The following is a 13,842-nucleotide window of genomic DNA, read 5'->3' on the forward strand; positions in this document are numbered from 1 at the left end:
CGCGGCGCTCAAGGTTTCTTCAGCAAGCGCGCATACACCTCATCACACGCCTGCTTCCAGGGTTGCGCCGCCGCTTTATCCCGGAGCACGTCTAACCCGGCGGCCGTGAACGTCCCGGGGGTTGCGATGGCGTTGCCCAACGCTTCCAGGCTGGCCAGCGGCCGATGACGCGCGCTGGCCAGGCAATCCTGCAGGTTGCCCAGCACCAGTTGGCGCGCCTGTTCCTGGGACAAGCCCTTATCGGTAAACCATTGCTGAAGGTCGTTCAGAAAGAAATAGAACCACCCGTTCATGCACGCCGCCACGGTGGCAAGCTCGAACGCCTGCTCGTCGTCCAGTACCACCAGCGATCCCAGCGCGCCCAGCACGCTTTCGTGGGGTTGCCCTCCCGGCGTGATCACCACGGTCGACTGGTTGATCTGCGCGGCATAGGAAAGCATTGCCCGCACAAGACGCGCGTGTGGGAAATGGCCTTTCAGTTCGCCCAGTGTCAGGCCAGCCACCAGCGATACCAGGGTTTGCCAAGGCTTGAGCCGCACCTCGTGTGCCAGTTGCTCGACCCCCTCGGGACGAACCCCCAGCACCAGCAGCTCCGCGGCCTCGACGACGGCCTGATTGCTGGCCATGACTTCACAGGCCCAGGAACTGCCCAGCTGCTCCGCGCGCTCCCGGTTTCGCGGAGCAAGCAGCACACGGCCGGTAAAACCACTGCGGCGCAGGCCGATCACGACTTTTTCCGTCAGTTCGCCGACGCCCAGAATCCCGATACTCAACAATGTGCTTCCTCCGTCAGGTTGAACCGCTGCGGCCGGTGCCAGGAGCATCATAGCCATGTTTGCCCCAAGCAGGTTTGGCAGCGGCCGCCCTTCACGGAGCAGCTACAGCCCACAACGCAACCGCTGCCCGCCTGGCCGCGCCGTTCTTTTTCAGACGCCAGAACGGGCTGGATCCGGGGCCTGAACACGCGGTTCGGTCACCCGCCTGTCATAAACCTGACGGAAGGCGCCTACACGACCTAAAGTTGCCAGGCATGGCGCAGATAACCTCTATGTCGTTTATGTCCGCAACATGCTCAAGGATCGAACTCATGGCCCAGCGTCAACCCAGCCGCACTCCCCTTCCTGTTCATCCACGTTTTCGCTGGTTCGCTTTTATCCCGGTCGTGCCTGCCGTGTCATGGATACTCATGCAGTCGACCTCGGCGGCGAACCTGGGGGCCTGCGCGGCACTGGTGCTGATTGGCCTGGGGGCCTGCGCCTGGAGCGCGGGTTCGCAGCGTAATACGCTGCTGCGAGCCCTCGCGCGAGCGCAGGCGGATCAGTCAGAAGCGGACGCGGCGCACCCCGGCCTGGCCTCGCGGGCACAGCTCGATGAGGTGTTGCTGGGCGCCATGCCGATCTGGGCCAAGCAAGTGGAAAGCTCGCGTCAACAGACCGAAGAGGCGATTGTGAGCCTGGCCAACCGTTTCACCGGGATCGCCGCGCGCTTGCAGGAAACGGTACAAGCCTCGCAGCACGCCGCCGGCGAACTGGATGGCCAGGCCGCCGACGGCGCGCTTGAGGTACTGGCGCGCAGCGACACCGAGTTGAGCCAGGTGATCAATTCGCTCAAGGCCACTCAAACCAGCCGTGACCAGACCCTGGTCCAGGTCCGCAGCCTCACTGCCTATACCGGCGAGCTGCGCACCATGGCCGCCGACGTGGCGGCGATTGCCGCACAAACCAACCTGCTGGCCCTCAACGCGGCCATCGAGGCAGCGCGTGCCGGTGAGGCCGGTCGCGGCTTCGCGGTCGTCGCCGACGCAGTGCGCAGCCTGTCGAGCAAATCCAGCGAAACCGGCCAGCAGATGTCGGCCAAGGTCGACATCATCAATAACGCCATTACTCAATTGGTGCAGGCCGCGTCCAGCAGTGCCGACCAGGACAGCCACTCGGTGGCCGAGTCCGAAAACAGTATTCAAGTGGTGCTCGAGCGCTTCCAGAACATCACCGGGCGCCTGGCCGACTCGGCCGACCTGCTCAAGCAGGAAAGCTATGGCATCCGTGATGAGATGACCGAGGTGCTGGTCAACCTGCAATTCCAGGACCGGGTGAGCCAGATCCTCAGCCACGTGCGCGACAACATGCACGCTTTGCATGACCATCTCCTGCAGGTCAACCAGGCCCCGGACCAGGCGGTGGCCGTTGACGCCCGGCAGTGGCTGGCGCGCATGGAGGCCACCTATGCCACCGACGAACAACGGCGCCTCCATCATGGAGAGGCGGCCGTGCAGCAGAATTCTCAAGACATCACCTTCTTTTAGGAGCACCTCATGGCGAAGAATGTATTAGTGGTCGACGACTCCAGCAGCGTGCGGCAAGTGGTTGGCATTGCCTTGAAAAGCGCCGGTTACGACGTTATCGAGGCCAGCGACGGCAAGGATGCCCTGGGCAAGCTGACCGGGCAGAAGGTGCACCTGATCATCAGCGACGTGAACATGCCCAACATGGACGGCATCACCTTCGTCAAGGAGGTCAAGAAGCTGGCCAACTACAAATTCACCCCGATCATCATGCTGACCACCGAGTCCCAGGAATCGAAGAAGGCCGAGGGTCAGGCTGCCGGCGCCAAGGCGTGGGTGGTCAAGCCGTTCCAGCCGGCGCAGATGCTGGCAGCGGTGTCAAAACTGATCCTGCCCTGACACCCGGCGCCAGGGAGGCCCCCATGCCGATATCCACTGAAGTCATCGACGACACCGCCCGCGTGTGCATTGACGGCGAGCTCACGATCTACACCGTAGCCGAGCTGGCGGGTGCACTGCTGCCGCAGATAAGCGCGGCGCCACACCTGGAACTGGACCTGTCACAGGTCACCGAGATGGATGGCGCCGGCCTGCAGTTGCTCGCGGTCATCCAGCGTGAAGCCGGCATCGCCGGTACGGTGTTGAGCGTGATCGGCCAGAGCCAGGCGGTCACACAGGCACTCCAACTCTGTCGCAGCGCGGCCTCATAGCCAGCGCTGCCCACGTTTATTGATCGACAAGGAAGGTCCAGGTGAGCATCAATCTCGATCAGGCACAACAGACATTCATCGTCGAGGCGCGCGAGCTGTTGCAGGCCATGGAGCAATCCCTGCTGCAATTGGAAAGCGAGCCCGGCGACCAGGATGCCATCGGCGCGATTTTCCGCGCCGCACATACCATCAAGGGCTCCGCCGGCCTGTTCGGCCTGGAGCCTGTGGTGAGCTTTACGCATATCGTGGAGGACGTACTCGACCGCCTGCGCGACGGCGCCGTGGCCGTGGATGCCACGCTGATCGCGGTGCTGCTGCAGTGCGGCGACCATATGCTCGAGTTGATCGACGTGGTCGCCAATCGCGGTGAAACGCTCCAGCCCGCGGCCCTGGAACGTGAAGCGGCATTGCGCGAGGCGCTGGGTGCCTATCAGGCGCCTGACCACCCCGCGCAAAGCACCCAGGCCGTGGCGGCCTGCGCGGACACGCCCGCCGATGCGCTGTGGCGCATCTCCCTGCGGTTTGGCGCGGACGTGTTCCGTAACGGTATGGACCCGCTGTCATTCCTGCGCTACCTGGAGACCTTGGGGCACATCCTGCAGGTCACCACCTTGACCGATCGCATCCCTGCCCTGGACAGCTGGGACCCGGAAAGCTGCTACCTGGGTTTCGAGATCGAGCTGCGCTCCAGCGCCAGCCACGCCACCCTCAATGAAGTGTTCGACTTCGTGCGTGACGACTGTGAGGTGCACATCAGTGCCGTCGACGAGGCGCCCGACAGCACGGCGGCCATCGCCAGCGACGTGGTCACGCAGACCGAGCAGGGCCTCATGACGGCCTCGCCGCAGCGCACGCCGGCAGCCAGCGACACGAAAAGCCGCGACGGCAATTACGTGCGGGTCAACGCCGACAAGCTCGACGAGTTGATCAATCTGGTCGGCGAGCTGGTGATCGCCAGCGCCGGCGCGAGCCTGCTGGCGCGCTCCTGCAACAACGATCCCCTGCAAGAAGCCACCTCGACGGTATCGGGCCTGGTGGAAGAGATCCTCGACGGCGCCCTGCACCTGCGCATGATCCCCATCGGCGACACGTTCAACCGCTTCCGCCGCGTGGTGCGCGATATCAGCCAGGAACTGGGCAAGGACATCGAACTGATCATCAGCGGCGCGGAAACCGAACTGGACAAGACCGTGGTCGAGAAGATCGGCGACCCACTGATGCACCTGCTGCGCAACGCCATGGACCACGGCATCGAAAGCGCCGACGCGCGGCGTGCCGCCGGCAAGCCGACCAAGGGGCATCTGAGCCTCAATGCCTACCATGACTCGGGGAGCATCGTCATTGAAATCGCCGACGATGGCGCCGGGCTCAACCGCGAACGCATCCTGGAAAAGGCTCAGGAACGCGGGCTGGTGGCCAGCGGTGCGGTGCTCACCGACCAGGAGATCTACAACCTGATCTTCGAAGCGGGGTTCTCTACCGCCGAGGCGGTGACCAACCTGTCCGGGCGTGGCGTCGGCATGGACGTGGTCAAGCGCAATATCACTTTGTTGCGCGGCACCGTCGACCTCGACAGCCGCCCCGGCCAGGGCACCGTGGTGCGCATTCGCCTGCCGCTGACCCTGGCGATCATCAACGGGTTCCTGGTCGGCATCGACCAGTCCACCTATGTAATTCCGCTGGACATGGTCCAGGAATGTATCGAACTGGATGAGCACCAGCGCCAGTCCAGCCGCGACAAGGGCTATCTGGACCTGCGTGGCGAGGTATTGCCGCTGGTGGACCTGCGCGACCACTTCAGCCACGAAGGCCCTGCCGCCCGGCGCCAGAACGTGGTGGTGGTGCGCTACGCCGAGTACAAGGCCGGGCTGGTGGTGGATGACCTGCTCGGCGAGTTCCAGACCGTGATCAAACCCCTGGGCAAGTTGTTCGGCGCACTGCGCGGCATCAGCGGCTCAACCATTTTGGGCAGCGGCGCCGTGGCCCTGATCCTGGATGTGCCGGCATTGCTCAATCAAATCGTACAACTGGAAGCCCGCACGACCCCGGCCCCTCAATCGCCACCGGTCGTCGCTCGCTGACGTATTTGCAACTCCATGGAGGTTCCCCCGATGAAATGGTTCTACGATCTTAAAATTTCCACCAAGTTGATCAGCTCGTTCCTGGTGGTCCTGGCCCTTACTGCGGCCATGGGTGGCTTCGCCGTCCTCCAGCTCGGGGAGGTCAACCAGGCGGCCCAGGACATCAGGGGCAACTGGATGCCCTCCATGCGCGCTGCGGCAGGCATGCGTTATTACGCCGCCAACTATCGCCTGAAAGAAAACCGCCACATCAGTACCGATCTCGCCGAAGAAAAAGCCCAGGCCGAACGTGAAGCCGCCGACGCGCGCCAAGAGTTCGAAACTCGCATGGGTACCTACGAGCAGATGCTGTCAAACGATGAGGACCGTAAGCTCCTGGCCAGCGTGAAAAGCGCCTGGACCTCGTACCTGGTGAGCAGCAATCAGTTGTTCGAGCTTTCCCGGCAGAACCAGGAAGCCCAGGCGCGCGCCCTGCTGCGAGGTGAGTCCAAGGCACATTTCGATGAGGTGACCACCCGCCTGCAGAAAATGGTCGAGCTCAATGACGCTGGTGCGACGGTCGCGGGGGATAAGGGCTCGGCGCTGTACGAAAGCGCACGGCTGTCGATCATCGCGGTATTGATCGCAGCCCTGTTGATCGGCCTGGGCCTGGCGGTGTTCATCGCACGCATCATTTCCCGCCCCTTGAGGCAAGCCGCGACCGCCGCCGAGCAATTGGCCGAAGGCAACCTCAATGCCCACATCGACTCGGGTGCGAAAGATGAAACCGGCATGGTGCTCAACGCCATGCGCAATATGGTCGGCAAACTGGCGCATATCATCGGCGAAGTGCGCAACGCCGCCGATAACCTGGCCAGCGCCTCCGAGCAGGTCAGCGCCACCGCGCAATCGATGAGCCAGGCCACCAGTGAACAGGCCGCCAGCGTCGAAGAAACCAGCGCCTCGGTCGAGCAAATGAGCGCCAGCATCAACCAGAACACCGAAAACGCCAAGGTCACCGATGGCATGGCCAGCAAGGCTGCCAAGGAAGCCACCGAAGGCGGCGAATCGGTACAGCAGACCGTGGTGGCGATGAAAAAAATCGCCCAGCGCATCAGCATCATCGATGACATCGCCTACCAGACCAACCTGCTCGCGCTCAATGCCGCCATCGAGGCCGCCCGTGCCGGTGAGCATGGCAAGGGGTTTGCGGTGGTGGCCGCCGAAGTGCGCAAACTGGCCGAACGCAGCCAGGTAGCCGCCCAGGAAATCGGCGAATTGTCCTCCAGCAGCGTGGACATGGCCGAGAAAGCCGGCAAGTTGCTCGACGAAATGGTGCCGTCCATCAACAAGACTTCCGATCTTGTGCAGGAAATCAGTGCCGCCTCCGAAGAACAGGCCGCCGGTGTCGCGCAGATCAACACGGCGATGACCCAGCTCAACCAGGTCACCCAGCAGAATGCCTCGAGCAGCGAGGAACTGGCCGCCACCGCCGAAGAAATGAGCAGCCAGGCCGAGCAACTGCAACAGGCCATGAGCTTCTTCGTACTGGATTCAACCCCCAAGGCCGCGGTGCAGAGCAGCAGCGCGGACAGCCCCGGCAACAAGCCCAACCGTCAGCCGCCACGCCCGAAACCACAGGCACCGCGCAAGGCGTTCGCCTACAACATGGCCAGCGCCCCGGACGAATCGGAATTCACCCGCTTCTGATCACACGATCGATGCGGGCCTACAAGGGAGAGTGACATGGGCGCAGTGATGACAACTCGGCATACCGCGGTGGCGGTAGATGAGGATGCGCAATACCTGACCTTCATGCTCGGCGGCGAGATGTTCGCCATCGGCATTCTGGGGATCAAGGAAATTATCGAATACGGCAGCCTGACCGTGGTGCCGATGATGCCCGCGTTCGTGCGCGGGGTGATCAACCTGCGCGGCGCGGTGGTGCCGGTGGTCGACCTGTCGGCGCGCTTTGGACGAGCCAATTCGGCGATCACCCGGCGTTCCTGCGTGGTCATCATCGAGGCGAGTACCGAAGATGGCCAGCCCCAGGACATCGGGCTGCTGGTTGATACGGTGTCTGCCGTACAGGAGATCCCGGCCACGCAGATCGAGCCGCCGCCGAGTTTCGGTGCACGGATTCGCGCTGACTTCATCAGCGGCATGGCCAAGGTCGACGACAAGTTCGTAATCGTGCTGGAGGTGGACAAGGTGCTGTCCATCGATGAGATGTCCAGCCTCGCCGAGGGCGGCCAGGCGCCGGCCCTCGACGTCGACCCGCGTTGAGGCCCGACCATGCCAGACAACGCCGCCATCGATGATCGTGAATTCGGTCAGTTCCAGGCCTGGCTGTACCGCGCGGCAGGCATCAACCTGTCGCCCGCCAAGAAGGCCCTGGTGGCCGGGCGCCTGTTCAAGCGCCTCAAGCACTATGAGCTGCAAAGCTATGGTGAGTATTTCAAGCTGATCATGAATGACCAGCGCAAGGGCGAACTGCAGGTGGCGCTGGATTTGCTGACCACCAACGAAACCTATTTTTTCCGTGAGCCCAAGCACTTCGATTTCCTGCGCCAGCAGGTGCTGCCGCAGGCCGCGCCGGGCAAGGTATTTCGCGTGTGGAGCGCGGCCAGCTCCTCGGGCGAAGAGCCCTACAGCCTGGCAATGACCCTGGCCGAAAGCCTGGGCACCACCCCCTGGGAGGTGATCGGCTCGGACATCAGCACCCAGGTGCTGGCCAAGGCGCGCAGCGGTCATTACGCCATGGAGCGCGCCGGGACCCTGCCCCAGCCGCTGCTGACCAAGTACTGCCTCAAGGGCATTGGCCGCCAGGAGGGCACCTTCCTGATCGACAAGAGCTTGCGCAGCCGTGTCAACTTCGTCCAGGTCAACCTCAACGAAGCACTGCCTGCCCTGGGCGAGTTCGAGGTGATCTTCCTGCGCAACGTGATGATTTATTTCGACCAGCAGACCAAGAGCCAGGTAGTCGCGCGTCTGTTGCCGCTGCTCAAACCCGGCGGTTACTTCATCATCAGTCACTCGGAAAGCCTGAACGGTGTCAACGACACCTTGAAACTGGTGGCGCCGTCGATTTACCGCAAGCCATGAAAAAGCCCGTCGATGCGGCCGAAGTGGTATTGGCGCCTGGTCAGGTCAGCTTTGCTACGCGGCCGACGCGCCTGCGGACCTTGCTCGGCTCCTGCGTAGCGATCACCTTTTGGCACCCGCAACAGCTGATCGGCGGCATGTGTCACTTCATGCTGCCGGGGCGCCTGCGCACCCACCAGCCCCTGGACGGCAAATATGCCGACGAAGCCATGGAACTGCTGCTGCGCCACGCGCAGGTCAATGGCACACATGCACGGGATTACCAGGTCAAGCTGTTCGGCGGCGGCAAAATGTTTCCCGAGCAGCAGCGCCACCTGCCGATGCACGATGTGGCCAGCCTGAATATTCGCGCGGCGCTGGCCCTGGCCGAGCACTATCACCTGCACCTGACGGCCCAGGACATGGGCAGTACCGGTTACCGCACGATCATGTTCGATCTGTGGAACGGCAACGTCTGGGTTCGGCACCAACCAATGGGAACACTTCAACAAGATGCCTACCAAAAAAATCAGTGTGCTGCTGGTCGATGACTCGGCCGTAGTACGCCAGGTCCTGCTGGCGATTCTCGGTGATACGCCGGATATCCATGTCATGGGCGCCGCTTCCGACCCGATTTTCGCCATGGACAAACTCGCCCGCGAATGGCCGGACGTGATCGTGCTGGATGTGGAAATGCCGCGCATGGACGGCATCACCTTTCTCAAGAAAATCATGAGCGAACGGCCGACGCCGGTGGTGATCTGTTCCTCGCTGACCCAGAAAGGCGCGGAAACCTCCCTGCAGGCGCTGTCGGCGGGTGCGGTGGAAATCATCACCAAACCCACGACCGGCTTGAAGAATTTCCTGATCGAGTCGGCAGCCGAGTTGGTGGCGGCGATTCGCGCCGCGGCGAACTCCAACGTCAGGAACCTGGGCAAACGCAGCGCCAGCCCGGTGCCGGCGCTTGCCCCGGCCAGCAAGCTCAGCGCGGATGCAATCCTGCCCGCCGCCAATGGCCATGCCATGGCACAGACCACCGAGCGCATCGTCGCCATCGGCACTTCCACCGGCGGTACCCAGGCGCTGGAGGCGGTGCTGACGGCCCTGCCGAGGGTGTGCCCAGGCATGGTGATCGTGCAGCACATGCCGGAGAAGTTCACCGCCTCCTTTGCCGAACGCCTCAACAGCGTCTGCGAGATCGAAGTGCGCGAAGCGCGCAACAACGACCGCATCCTGCCGGGCCTGGCCCTGATCGCCCCTGGCGGCAAACACCTGATGGTCACCCGCAGCGGCGCCTATTATCACGCCCAGGTGATCGATGGGCCGCTGGTCAACCGCCATCGGCCTTCGGTGGACGTGCTGTTTCGCTCGGTGGCCAAGTTCGCCGGCAAGAACGCCACCGGCATCATCATGACCGGCATGGGCGACGACGGCGCACGCGGGCTCAAGGAGATGCTCGAAGCCGGCGCGGCCACGGTGGCCCAGGACGAAGCCAGTTGCGTGGTGTTCGGCATGCCCAAGGAAGCCATCAAGCTCAACGCCGCCCAGCGCATCATGGCGCTGGAGGATATCCACCAGGCGATTCTGCATAAATGAAGGTTTGATAAGAGTCCCCGCGCAGGCGTCCCCCTCGCTCCTACAAAAGTCCCATGCCGAGGGGGGCACGTGGGCAAGCCCGCTCGCCACAAAAACAGGGGCGTTCAAGTAAGAAATTAATTATTTAACCTCACCCAGGCTCGGCGTGTCCGTAACTGGCTTACACGGTTAAAGGCAAGCCATACCTCACCTCAGCCAGGCCTACACCTCCCCTCTCAAGCATGCGCTCACTGCCTGTTTCAACAACACACCCTGCCCTGCGATAAAACCGGATGGCTCTTTCATTACGGCTCAAGACCCACAGCGTCAAACGCTGATACCCCTGTGCCAGCAAGTCCTGCACACCTGCCTTCCACAAGGCCAGCCCGACGCCGGTTTGCCAATACCCGGCTAGGACATAGATGGCCATGACCTCGCCGACGCCGCCCCCGGCGGCATCTTCGTCACGACTGGCACCGACTGATATCCAGCCGACAACCTGCTGGTTCAACTGCGCGACCCACACATTAGACTCGCCCGACTCAATCGAGCGCCCCCAAAATGCTTCACGCCGAGGTAGCGTTGCGTTCAATGAGTTCAGGTACTCGGCCGGCATCAGGTCACGATAGGCCTCTTGCCAACTGCTGACATGCACCTGGGCAATCGCCTTTGCATCGGAGGGTAAGGCCCTGCGGATCATGGATGTACGCCTTCTTTGCGAAAGTCGGGGTTCAGAAAACTGGCAGGAAAATTGGAGTCAGACAATCATTATCTGTATTGACGGCACATAGAACCGGAGGAACATCAGATGACCCACGATGAACTCGTCACCCGTTACCGAGACTACATCGCCTGCCTCAACCATCGGGACTGGGACCGGTTGGGCGCACTCGTTCACCCGGACGTAACCTACAACGCAACGCGGGTCGGCCTCGCGGGCTATCGTGCGATGCTGGAGCGGGACGTTCGCGAGATCCCAGACCTGGTGTTTCACATCCAGTTGCTGATCGCCGATCCACCGACCATCGCCAGCCGCCTGAACTTCAACGTCACCCCCAGGGGTGAGTTCCTGGGGCTACCAGTCAATGGCCGCAACGTCGAATTTTCCGAGAATGTTTTTTATGAATACGCCGACGGAAAAATCGCCCACGTCTGGTCGGTAATCGATAAGTCCGCCATCGAACAGCAGCTAAACTCCATGAACCACTGACTCCGTGGAGACCAACATGGCCCCTAAAAATACCCTCTGCCTCTGGTACAACGGCACCGCCGAAGAGGCCGCCCACTTCTACGCCAACACCTTCCCCGACAGCGCGGTGACCGCCGTGCGCCGGGCGCCTGGCGATTACCCTTCAGGTAAACAGGGCGACGTATTAACCGTTGAATTCACCGTACTGGGCATTCCGTGCGTCGGCTTGAACGGCGGCCCGATCTACCCCCATACCGAGGCGTTTTCATTCCAGGTGGCTACCGACGATCAGGCCGAAACCGACCGCTACTGGAACGCCATCATCGACAACGGCGGCCAGGCCAGCGTGTGCGGCTGGTGCAAGGACAAGTGGGGGCTGTCGTGGCAGATCACGCCCAGGGTGTTGACGGACGCCGTGGCCCATCCCGACCCGGCCATCGCCAAGCGTGCGTTCGAGGCGATGATGACCATGACCAAAATCGACATCGCAGCGATCGAAGCCGCCGTGAAAGGTTAGACGCCCCTGGGGAGGGATCGGCCGTTATGGCCCTATGCAACCGATGCAAGTCCCTCCCACAGGTCTCAGCCTCAGGCTGAAGTGATGCTGGCCCGCGCGCTGTGCAGCTTCTTGTAGCTCTCGATCAAGCGCAAATGCCGGTCCAGCCCTTCCAGCTTGATGCTGGTCGGCGTCAAGCCATAAAACCGCACACTGCCGTTGACCGAGCCAATCACTGCGTCCATCCGCTCATCGCCGAACATGCGCCGGAAGTTGGCCTCGTAATCCGCCAGTTCCAGGTCCTCGTCCAGTTCCATCTCCAGCACCGCATTCATGGCCTGGTAAAACAGGCCACGCTCAGCAGTGTTGTCGTTGTACTGCAGGAACATCTCCACGCACTCCTTGGCCTCCTCATATTGCTGCAAGGCCAGGAAGATCAGCAGCTTCAACTCCAGAATGGTCAACTGGCCCCAGGCGGTGTTGTCGTCGAACTCGATGCCGATCAGGGTGGTGATATCGGTGTAGTCGTCCAGCTCGCTTTCGATCAGGCGCTCGACCAGCGCCTGCAGTTCATCCTCGTCGAGGCTGTGCAGGTTGAGGATATCGGCGCGGAAGAACAGCGCCTTGTTGGTGTTATCCCAGATCAAATCGTCCACCGGATAAATTTCCGAGTAGTCCGGCACCAGGATGCGGCAGGCGGTTGCACCGAGGTGTTCGTACACCGCCATATAGGACTCTTTACCCATGCCTTCGAGAATGCCGAATAAGGTCGCGGCCTCCTGGGCGTTGGAGTCCGCGCCTTCGCCCGAGAAGTCCCACTCGACAAATTCGTAGTCCGATTGCGCGCTGAAGAAGCGCCACGACACCACGCCGCTGGAGTCGATAAAGTGCTCGACGAAGTTGTTCGGCTCGGTCACCGCCTGGCCTTCGAACGTCGGTTGCGGCAGGTCATTCAAGCCTTCGAAGCTGCGGCCCTGGAGCAGTTCGGTCAGGCTGCGCTCCAGTGCCACTTCCAGACTCGGGTGGGCGCCGAACGAGGCGAACACGCCGCCGGTGCGCGGGTTCATCAGGGTCACGCACATCACCGGGAATTCGCCGCCCAGCGAGGCATCCTTGACCAGCACCGGAAAGCCCTGGGCCTCCAGGCCCTCAATGCCCGCCACAATGCCAGGGTACTTGGCCAGCACCTCGGCCGGTACGTCCGGCAGGGCGAACTCGCCTTCGATGATTTCGCGCTTGACCGCGCGCTCAAATATCTCCGACAGGCACTGCACCTGGGCTTCGGCCAGGGTGTTGCCGGCGCTCATGCCGTTGCTCAGGTAGAGGTTTTCGATCAGGTTGGACGGGAAATACACCACCTCGCCATCCGACTGGCGCACGAACGGCAGCGAAACGATGCCGCGCTCTTCATTGCCCGAGTTGGTGTCGAACAGATGCGAACCACGCAGCTCGCCGTCGCGGTTGTAGACCTTGAGGCAGTAGGCGTCGAGGATTTCAGCCGGCAACTCGTCGTTAGGGCCCGGCTGGAACCAGCGCTCGTCCGGGTAATGCACAAACGGCGCATTGGCCAGTTCCTCGCCCCAGAACTGGTCGTTGTAGAAGAAATTGCAATTGAGCCGCTCGATAAACTCGCCCAGTGCCGACGCCAATGCGCCCTCCTTGGTCGCGCCCTTGCCGTTGGTAAAACACATGGGCGAGTGCGCATCGCGGATATGCAACGACCACACGTTGGGCACGATATTGCGCCAGGAGGCGATCTCGATCTTCATCCCCAGGTCGGCGAGAATCCCCGACATATTGGCAATGGTCTGCTCCAGCGGCAGGTCCTTGCCCGCAATGTAAGTGCCCCCTTGCGAAGTGCTGCCGGGCATCAACAAAGCCTGGGCATCGGCGTCGAGGTTTTCCACTTCTTCAATGACGAACTCAGGCCCGGCCTGCACAACTTTCTTGACAGTGCACCGGTCGATGGAACGCAAGATGCCCTGGCGGTCCTTCTCGGAAATATCCGCCGGCAACTCCACCTGGATCTTGAAGATCTGGTTATAGCGGTTTTCCGGGTCGACAATATTGTTCTGCGACAGGCGAATATGTTCGGTGGGGATATTGCGGGTCTGGCAGTACAGCTTCACAAAGTACGCCGCGCATAACGCCGACGAAGCCAGGAAGTAATCGAACGGCCCCGGCGCCGAGCCATCGCCTTTATAGCGAATAGGCTGGTCGGCAATTACCGTGAAGTCGTCGAACTTGGCTTCAAGTCGAAGGTTATCGAGAAAGTTGACCTTAATTTCCATGCGGGCACACCAGAATAACGAGCTAAACAAAAAATGGCCGCCATTATGGGGTTTTTCATCGGGAAGTTTCAGGCTTTTGACCAATGGCTGGAGAAATAGCGAAAGTGCATTAACCTTTTCGCAGATCACGCCGATGGACTGTTAGCAACCAGGGAG

Annotated in this window: 14 protein-coding genes; 11 read left to right on the plus strand and 3 right to left on the minus strand. The window is 61.8% G+C overall.

Annotated features, from left to right (window positions below; all coding sequences use genetic code 11):
* Positions 1-8 precede the first annotated feature (8 nt).
* Positions 9-776: a pyrroline-5-carboxylate reductase family protein gene (locus AB4O05_RS19535; protein ID WP_460137540.1), complete on the minus strand. Its 768-nt coding sequence runs from the start codon at positions 774-776 to the stop codon at positions 9-11.
* A 614-nt stretch (positions 777-1,390) separates the two neighbouring features.
* Here AB4O05_RS19535 and AB4O05_RS19540 point away from each other — a divergent pair.
* From AB4O05_RS19540 to AB4O05_RS19580, 9 genes are read left to right on the plus strand one after another with little or no spacing between them, the layout of a single operon-like run.
* Positions 1,391-2,302 carry a methyl-accepting chemotaxis protein gene (locus tag AB4O05_RS19540; protein ID WP_460164920.1) on the plus strand — a complete coding sequence of 304 codons (912 nt, stop codon included), beginning with the start codon at positions 1,391-1,393 and terminating at the stop codon, positions 2,300-2,302.
* 9 nt (positions 2,303-2,311) lie between these two features.
* Positions 2,312-2,680 carry a response regulator gene (locus tag AB4O05_RS19545; protein WP_065873103.1) on the plus strand — a complete coding sequence of 123 codons (369 nt, stop codon included), beginning with the start codon at positions 2,312-2,314 and terminating at the stop codon, positions 2,678-2,680.
* A gap of 23 nt (positions 2,681-2,703) precedes the next feature.
* Positions 2,704-2,991, plus strand: a complete 288-nt coding sequence (locus tag AB4O05_RS19550; protein WP_460135872.1) for an STAS domain-containing protein — start codon at positions 2,704-2,706, stop codon at positions 2,989-2,991.
* A 41-nt stretch (positions 2,992-3,032) separates the two neighbouring features.
* Positions 3,033-5,072, plus strand: coding sequence for a chemotaxis protein CheA (locus AB4O05_RS19555; RefSeq protein ID WP_460135870.1), 2,040 nt, complete (start codon positions 3,033-3,035; stop codon positions 5,070-5,072).
* A 30-nt stretch (positions 5,073-5,102) separates the two neighbouring features.
* A complete protein-coding gene (locus tag AB4O05_RS19560) occupies positions 5,103-6,761 on the plus strand; it encodes a methyl-accepting chemotaxis protein (protein ID WP_460135868.1) in 1,659 nt (552 codons plus the stop codon).
* A gap of 36 nt (positions 6,762-6,797) precedes the next feature.
* The gene (locus AB4O05_RS19565) at positions 6,798-7,337 is read left to right on the plus strand and encodes a chemotaxis protein CheW (protein WP_460135866.1); all 540 of its coding nucleotides are present in this window, start codon (positions 6,798-6,800) and stop codon (positions 7,335-7,337) included.
* Positions 7,338-7,346: 9 nt separating this feature from the next.
* Positions 7,347-8,156, plus strand: a complete 810-nt coding sequence (locus AB4O05_RS19570; RefSeq protein ID WP_460164783.1) for a CheR family methyltransferase — start codon at positions 7,347-7,349, stop codon at positions 8,154-8,156.
* Positions 8,153-8,686: a chemoreceptor glutamine deamidase CheD gene (cheD, locus tag AB4O05_RS19575; RefSeq protein ID WP_460135862.1), complete on the plus strand. Its 534-nt coding sequence runs from the start codon at positions 8,153-8,155 to the stop codon at positions 8,684-8,686. The genes AB4O05_RS19570 and cheD overlap by 4 nt, the downstream gene beginning before the upstream one ends.
* Positions 8,649-9,731, plus strand: a complete 1,083-nt coding sequence (locus tag AB4O05_RS19580; protein WP_460135860.1) for a protein-glutamate methylesterase/protein-glutamine glutaminase — start codon at positions 8,649-8,651, stop codon at positions 9,729-9,731. Before cheD ends, AB4O05_RS19580 begins: the two co-directional genes overlap by 38 nt.
* A gap of 160 nt (positions 9,732-9,891) precedes the next feature.
* Here AB4O05_RS19580 and AB4O05_RS19585 read toward each other — a convergent pair whose 3' ends face one another.
* Entirely contained in the window at positions 9,892-10,410 is a 519-nt protein-coding gene (locus AB4O05_RS19585; RefSeq protein ID WP_460135858.1) for an N-acetyltransferase family protein, read from the minus strand.
* Between the two features lie 108 nt (positions 10,411-10,518).
* Between AB4O05_RS19585 and AB4O05_RS19590 the strand changes: the two genes are divergently transcribed.
* A complete protein-coding gene (locus AB4O05_RS19590) occupies positions 10,519-10,920 on the plus strand; it encodes an ester cyclase (RefSeq protein ID WP_460135856.1) in 402 nt (133 codons plus the stop codon).
* Between the two features lie 16 nt (positions 10,921-10,936).
* Positions 10,937-11,416, plus strand: a complete 480-nt coding sequence (locus AB4O05_RS19595) for a VOC family protein (RefSeq protein ID WP_460135854.1) — start codon at positions 10,937-10,939, stop codon at positions 11,414-11,416.
* Between the two features lie 71 nt (positions 11,417-11,487).
* Here the strand turns inward: AB4O05_RS19595 and AB4O05_RS19600 are convergent, their stop codons facing one another.
* Positions 11,488-13,686 carry an OsmC domain/YcaO domain-containing protein gene (locus tag AB4O05_RS19600; RefSeq protein ID WP_460135852.1) on the minus strand — a complete coding sequence of 733 codons (2,199 nt, stop codon included), beginning with the start codon at positions 13,684-13,686 and terminating at the stop codon, positions 11,488-11,490.
* Between the last annotated feature and the right edge of the window lie 156 nt (positions 13,687-13,842).

This window comes from Pseudomonas sp. S1_G07, assembly GCF_054668565.1.

Excerpts from the sequence above, each read along its gene's own strand:
- AB4O05_RS19540 (WP_460164920.1), top strand. The coding sequence starts at position 1,391 with ATGCCGATCTGGGCCAAGCAAGTGGAAAGCTCGCGTCAACAGACCGAA.
- AB4O05_RS19545 (WP_065873103.1), top strand. The coding sequence starts at position 2,312 with ATGGCGAAGAATGTATTAGTGGTCGACGACTCCAGCAGCGTGCGGCAA.
- AB4O05_RS19550 (WP_460135872.1), top strand. The coding sequence starts at position 2,704 with ATGCCGATATCCACTGAAGTCATCGACGACACCGCCCGCGTGTGCATT.
- AB4O05_RS19560 (WP_460135868.1), top strand. The coding sequence starts at position 5,103 with ATGAAATGGTTCTACGATCTTAAAATTTCCACCAAGTTGATCAGCTCG.
- AB4O05_RS19565 (WP_460135866.1), top strand. The coding sequence starts at position 6,798 with ATGGGCGCAGTGATGACAACTCGGCATACCGCGGTGGCGGTAGATGAG.
- AB4O05_RS19570 (WP_460164783.1), top strand. The coding sequence starts at position 7,347 with ATGCCAGACAACGCCGCCATCGATGATCGTGAATTCGGTCAGTTCCAG.
- cheD (WP_460135862.1), top strand. The coding sequence starts at position 8,153 with ATGAAAAAGCCCGTCGATGCGGCCGAAGTGGTATTGGCGCCTGGTCAG.
- AB4O05_RS19580 (WP_460135860.1), top strand. The coding sequence starts at position 8,649 with ATGCCTACCAAAAAAATCAGTGTGCTGCTGGTCGATGACTCGGCCGTA.
- AB4O05_RS19585 (WP_460135858.1), bottom strand. The coding sequence starts at position 10,410 with ATGATCCGCAGGGCCTTACCCTCCGATGCAAAGGCGATTGCCCAGGTG.
- AB4O05_RS19590 (WP_460135856.1), top strand. The coding sequence starts at position 10,519 with ATGACCCACGATGAACTCGTCACCCGTTACCGAGACTACATCGCCTGC.
- AB4O05_RS19595 (WP_460135854.1), top strand. The coding sequence starts at position 10,937 with ATGGCCCCTAAAAATACCCTCTGCCTCTGGTACAACGGCACCGCCGAA.
- AB4O05_RS19600 (WP_460135852.1), bottom strand. The coding sequence starts at position 13,686 with ATGGAAATTAAGGTCAACTTTCTCGATAACCTTCGACTTGAAGCCAAG.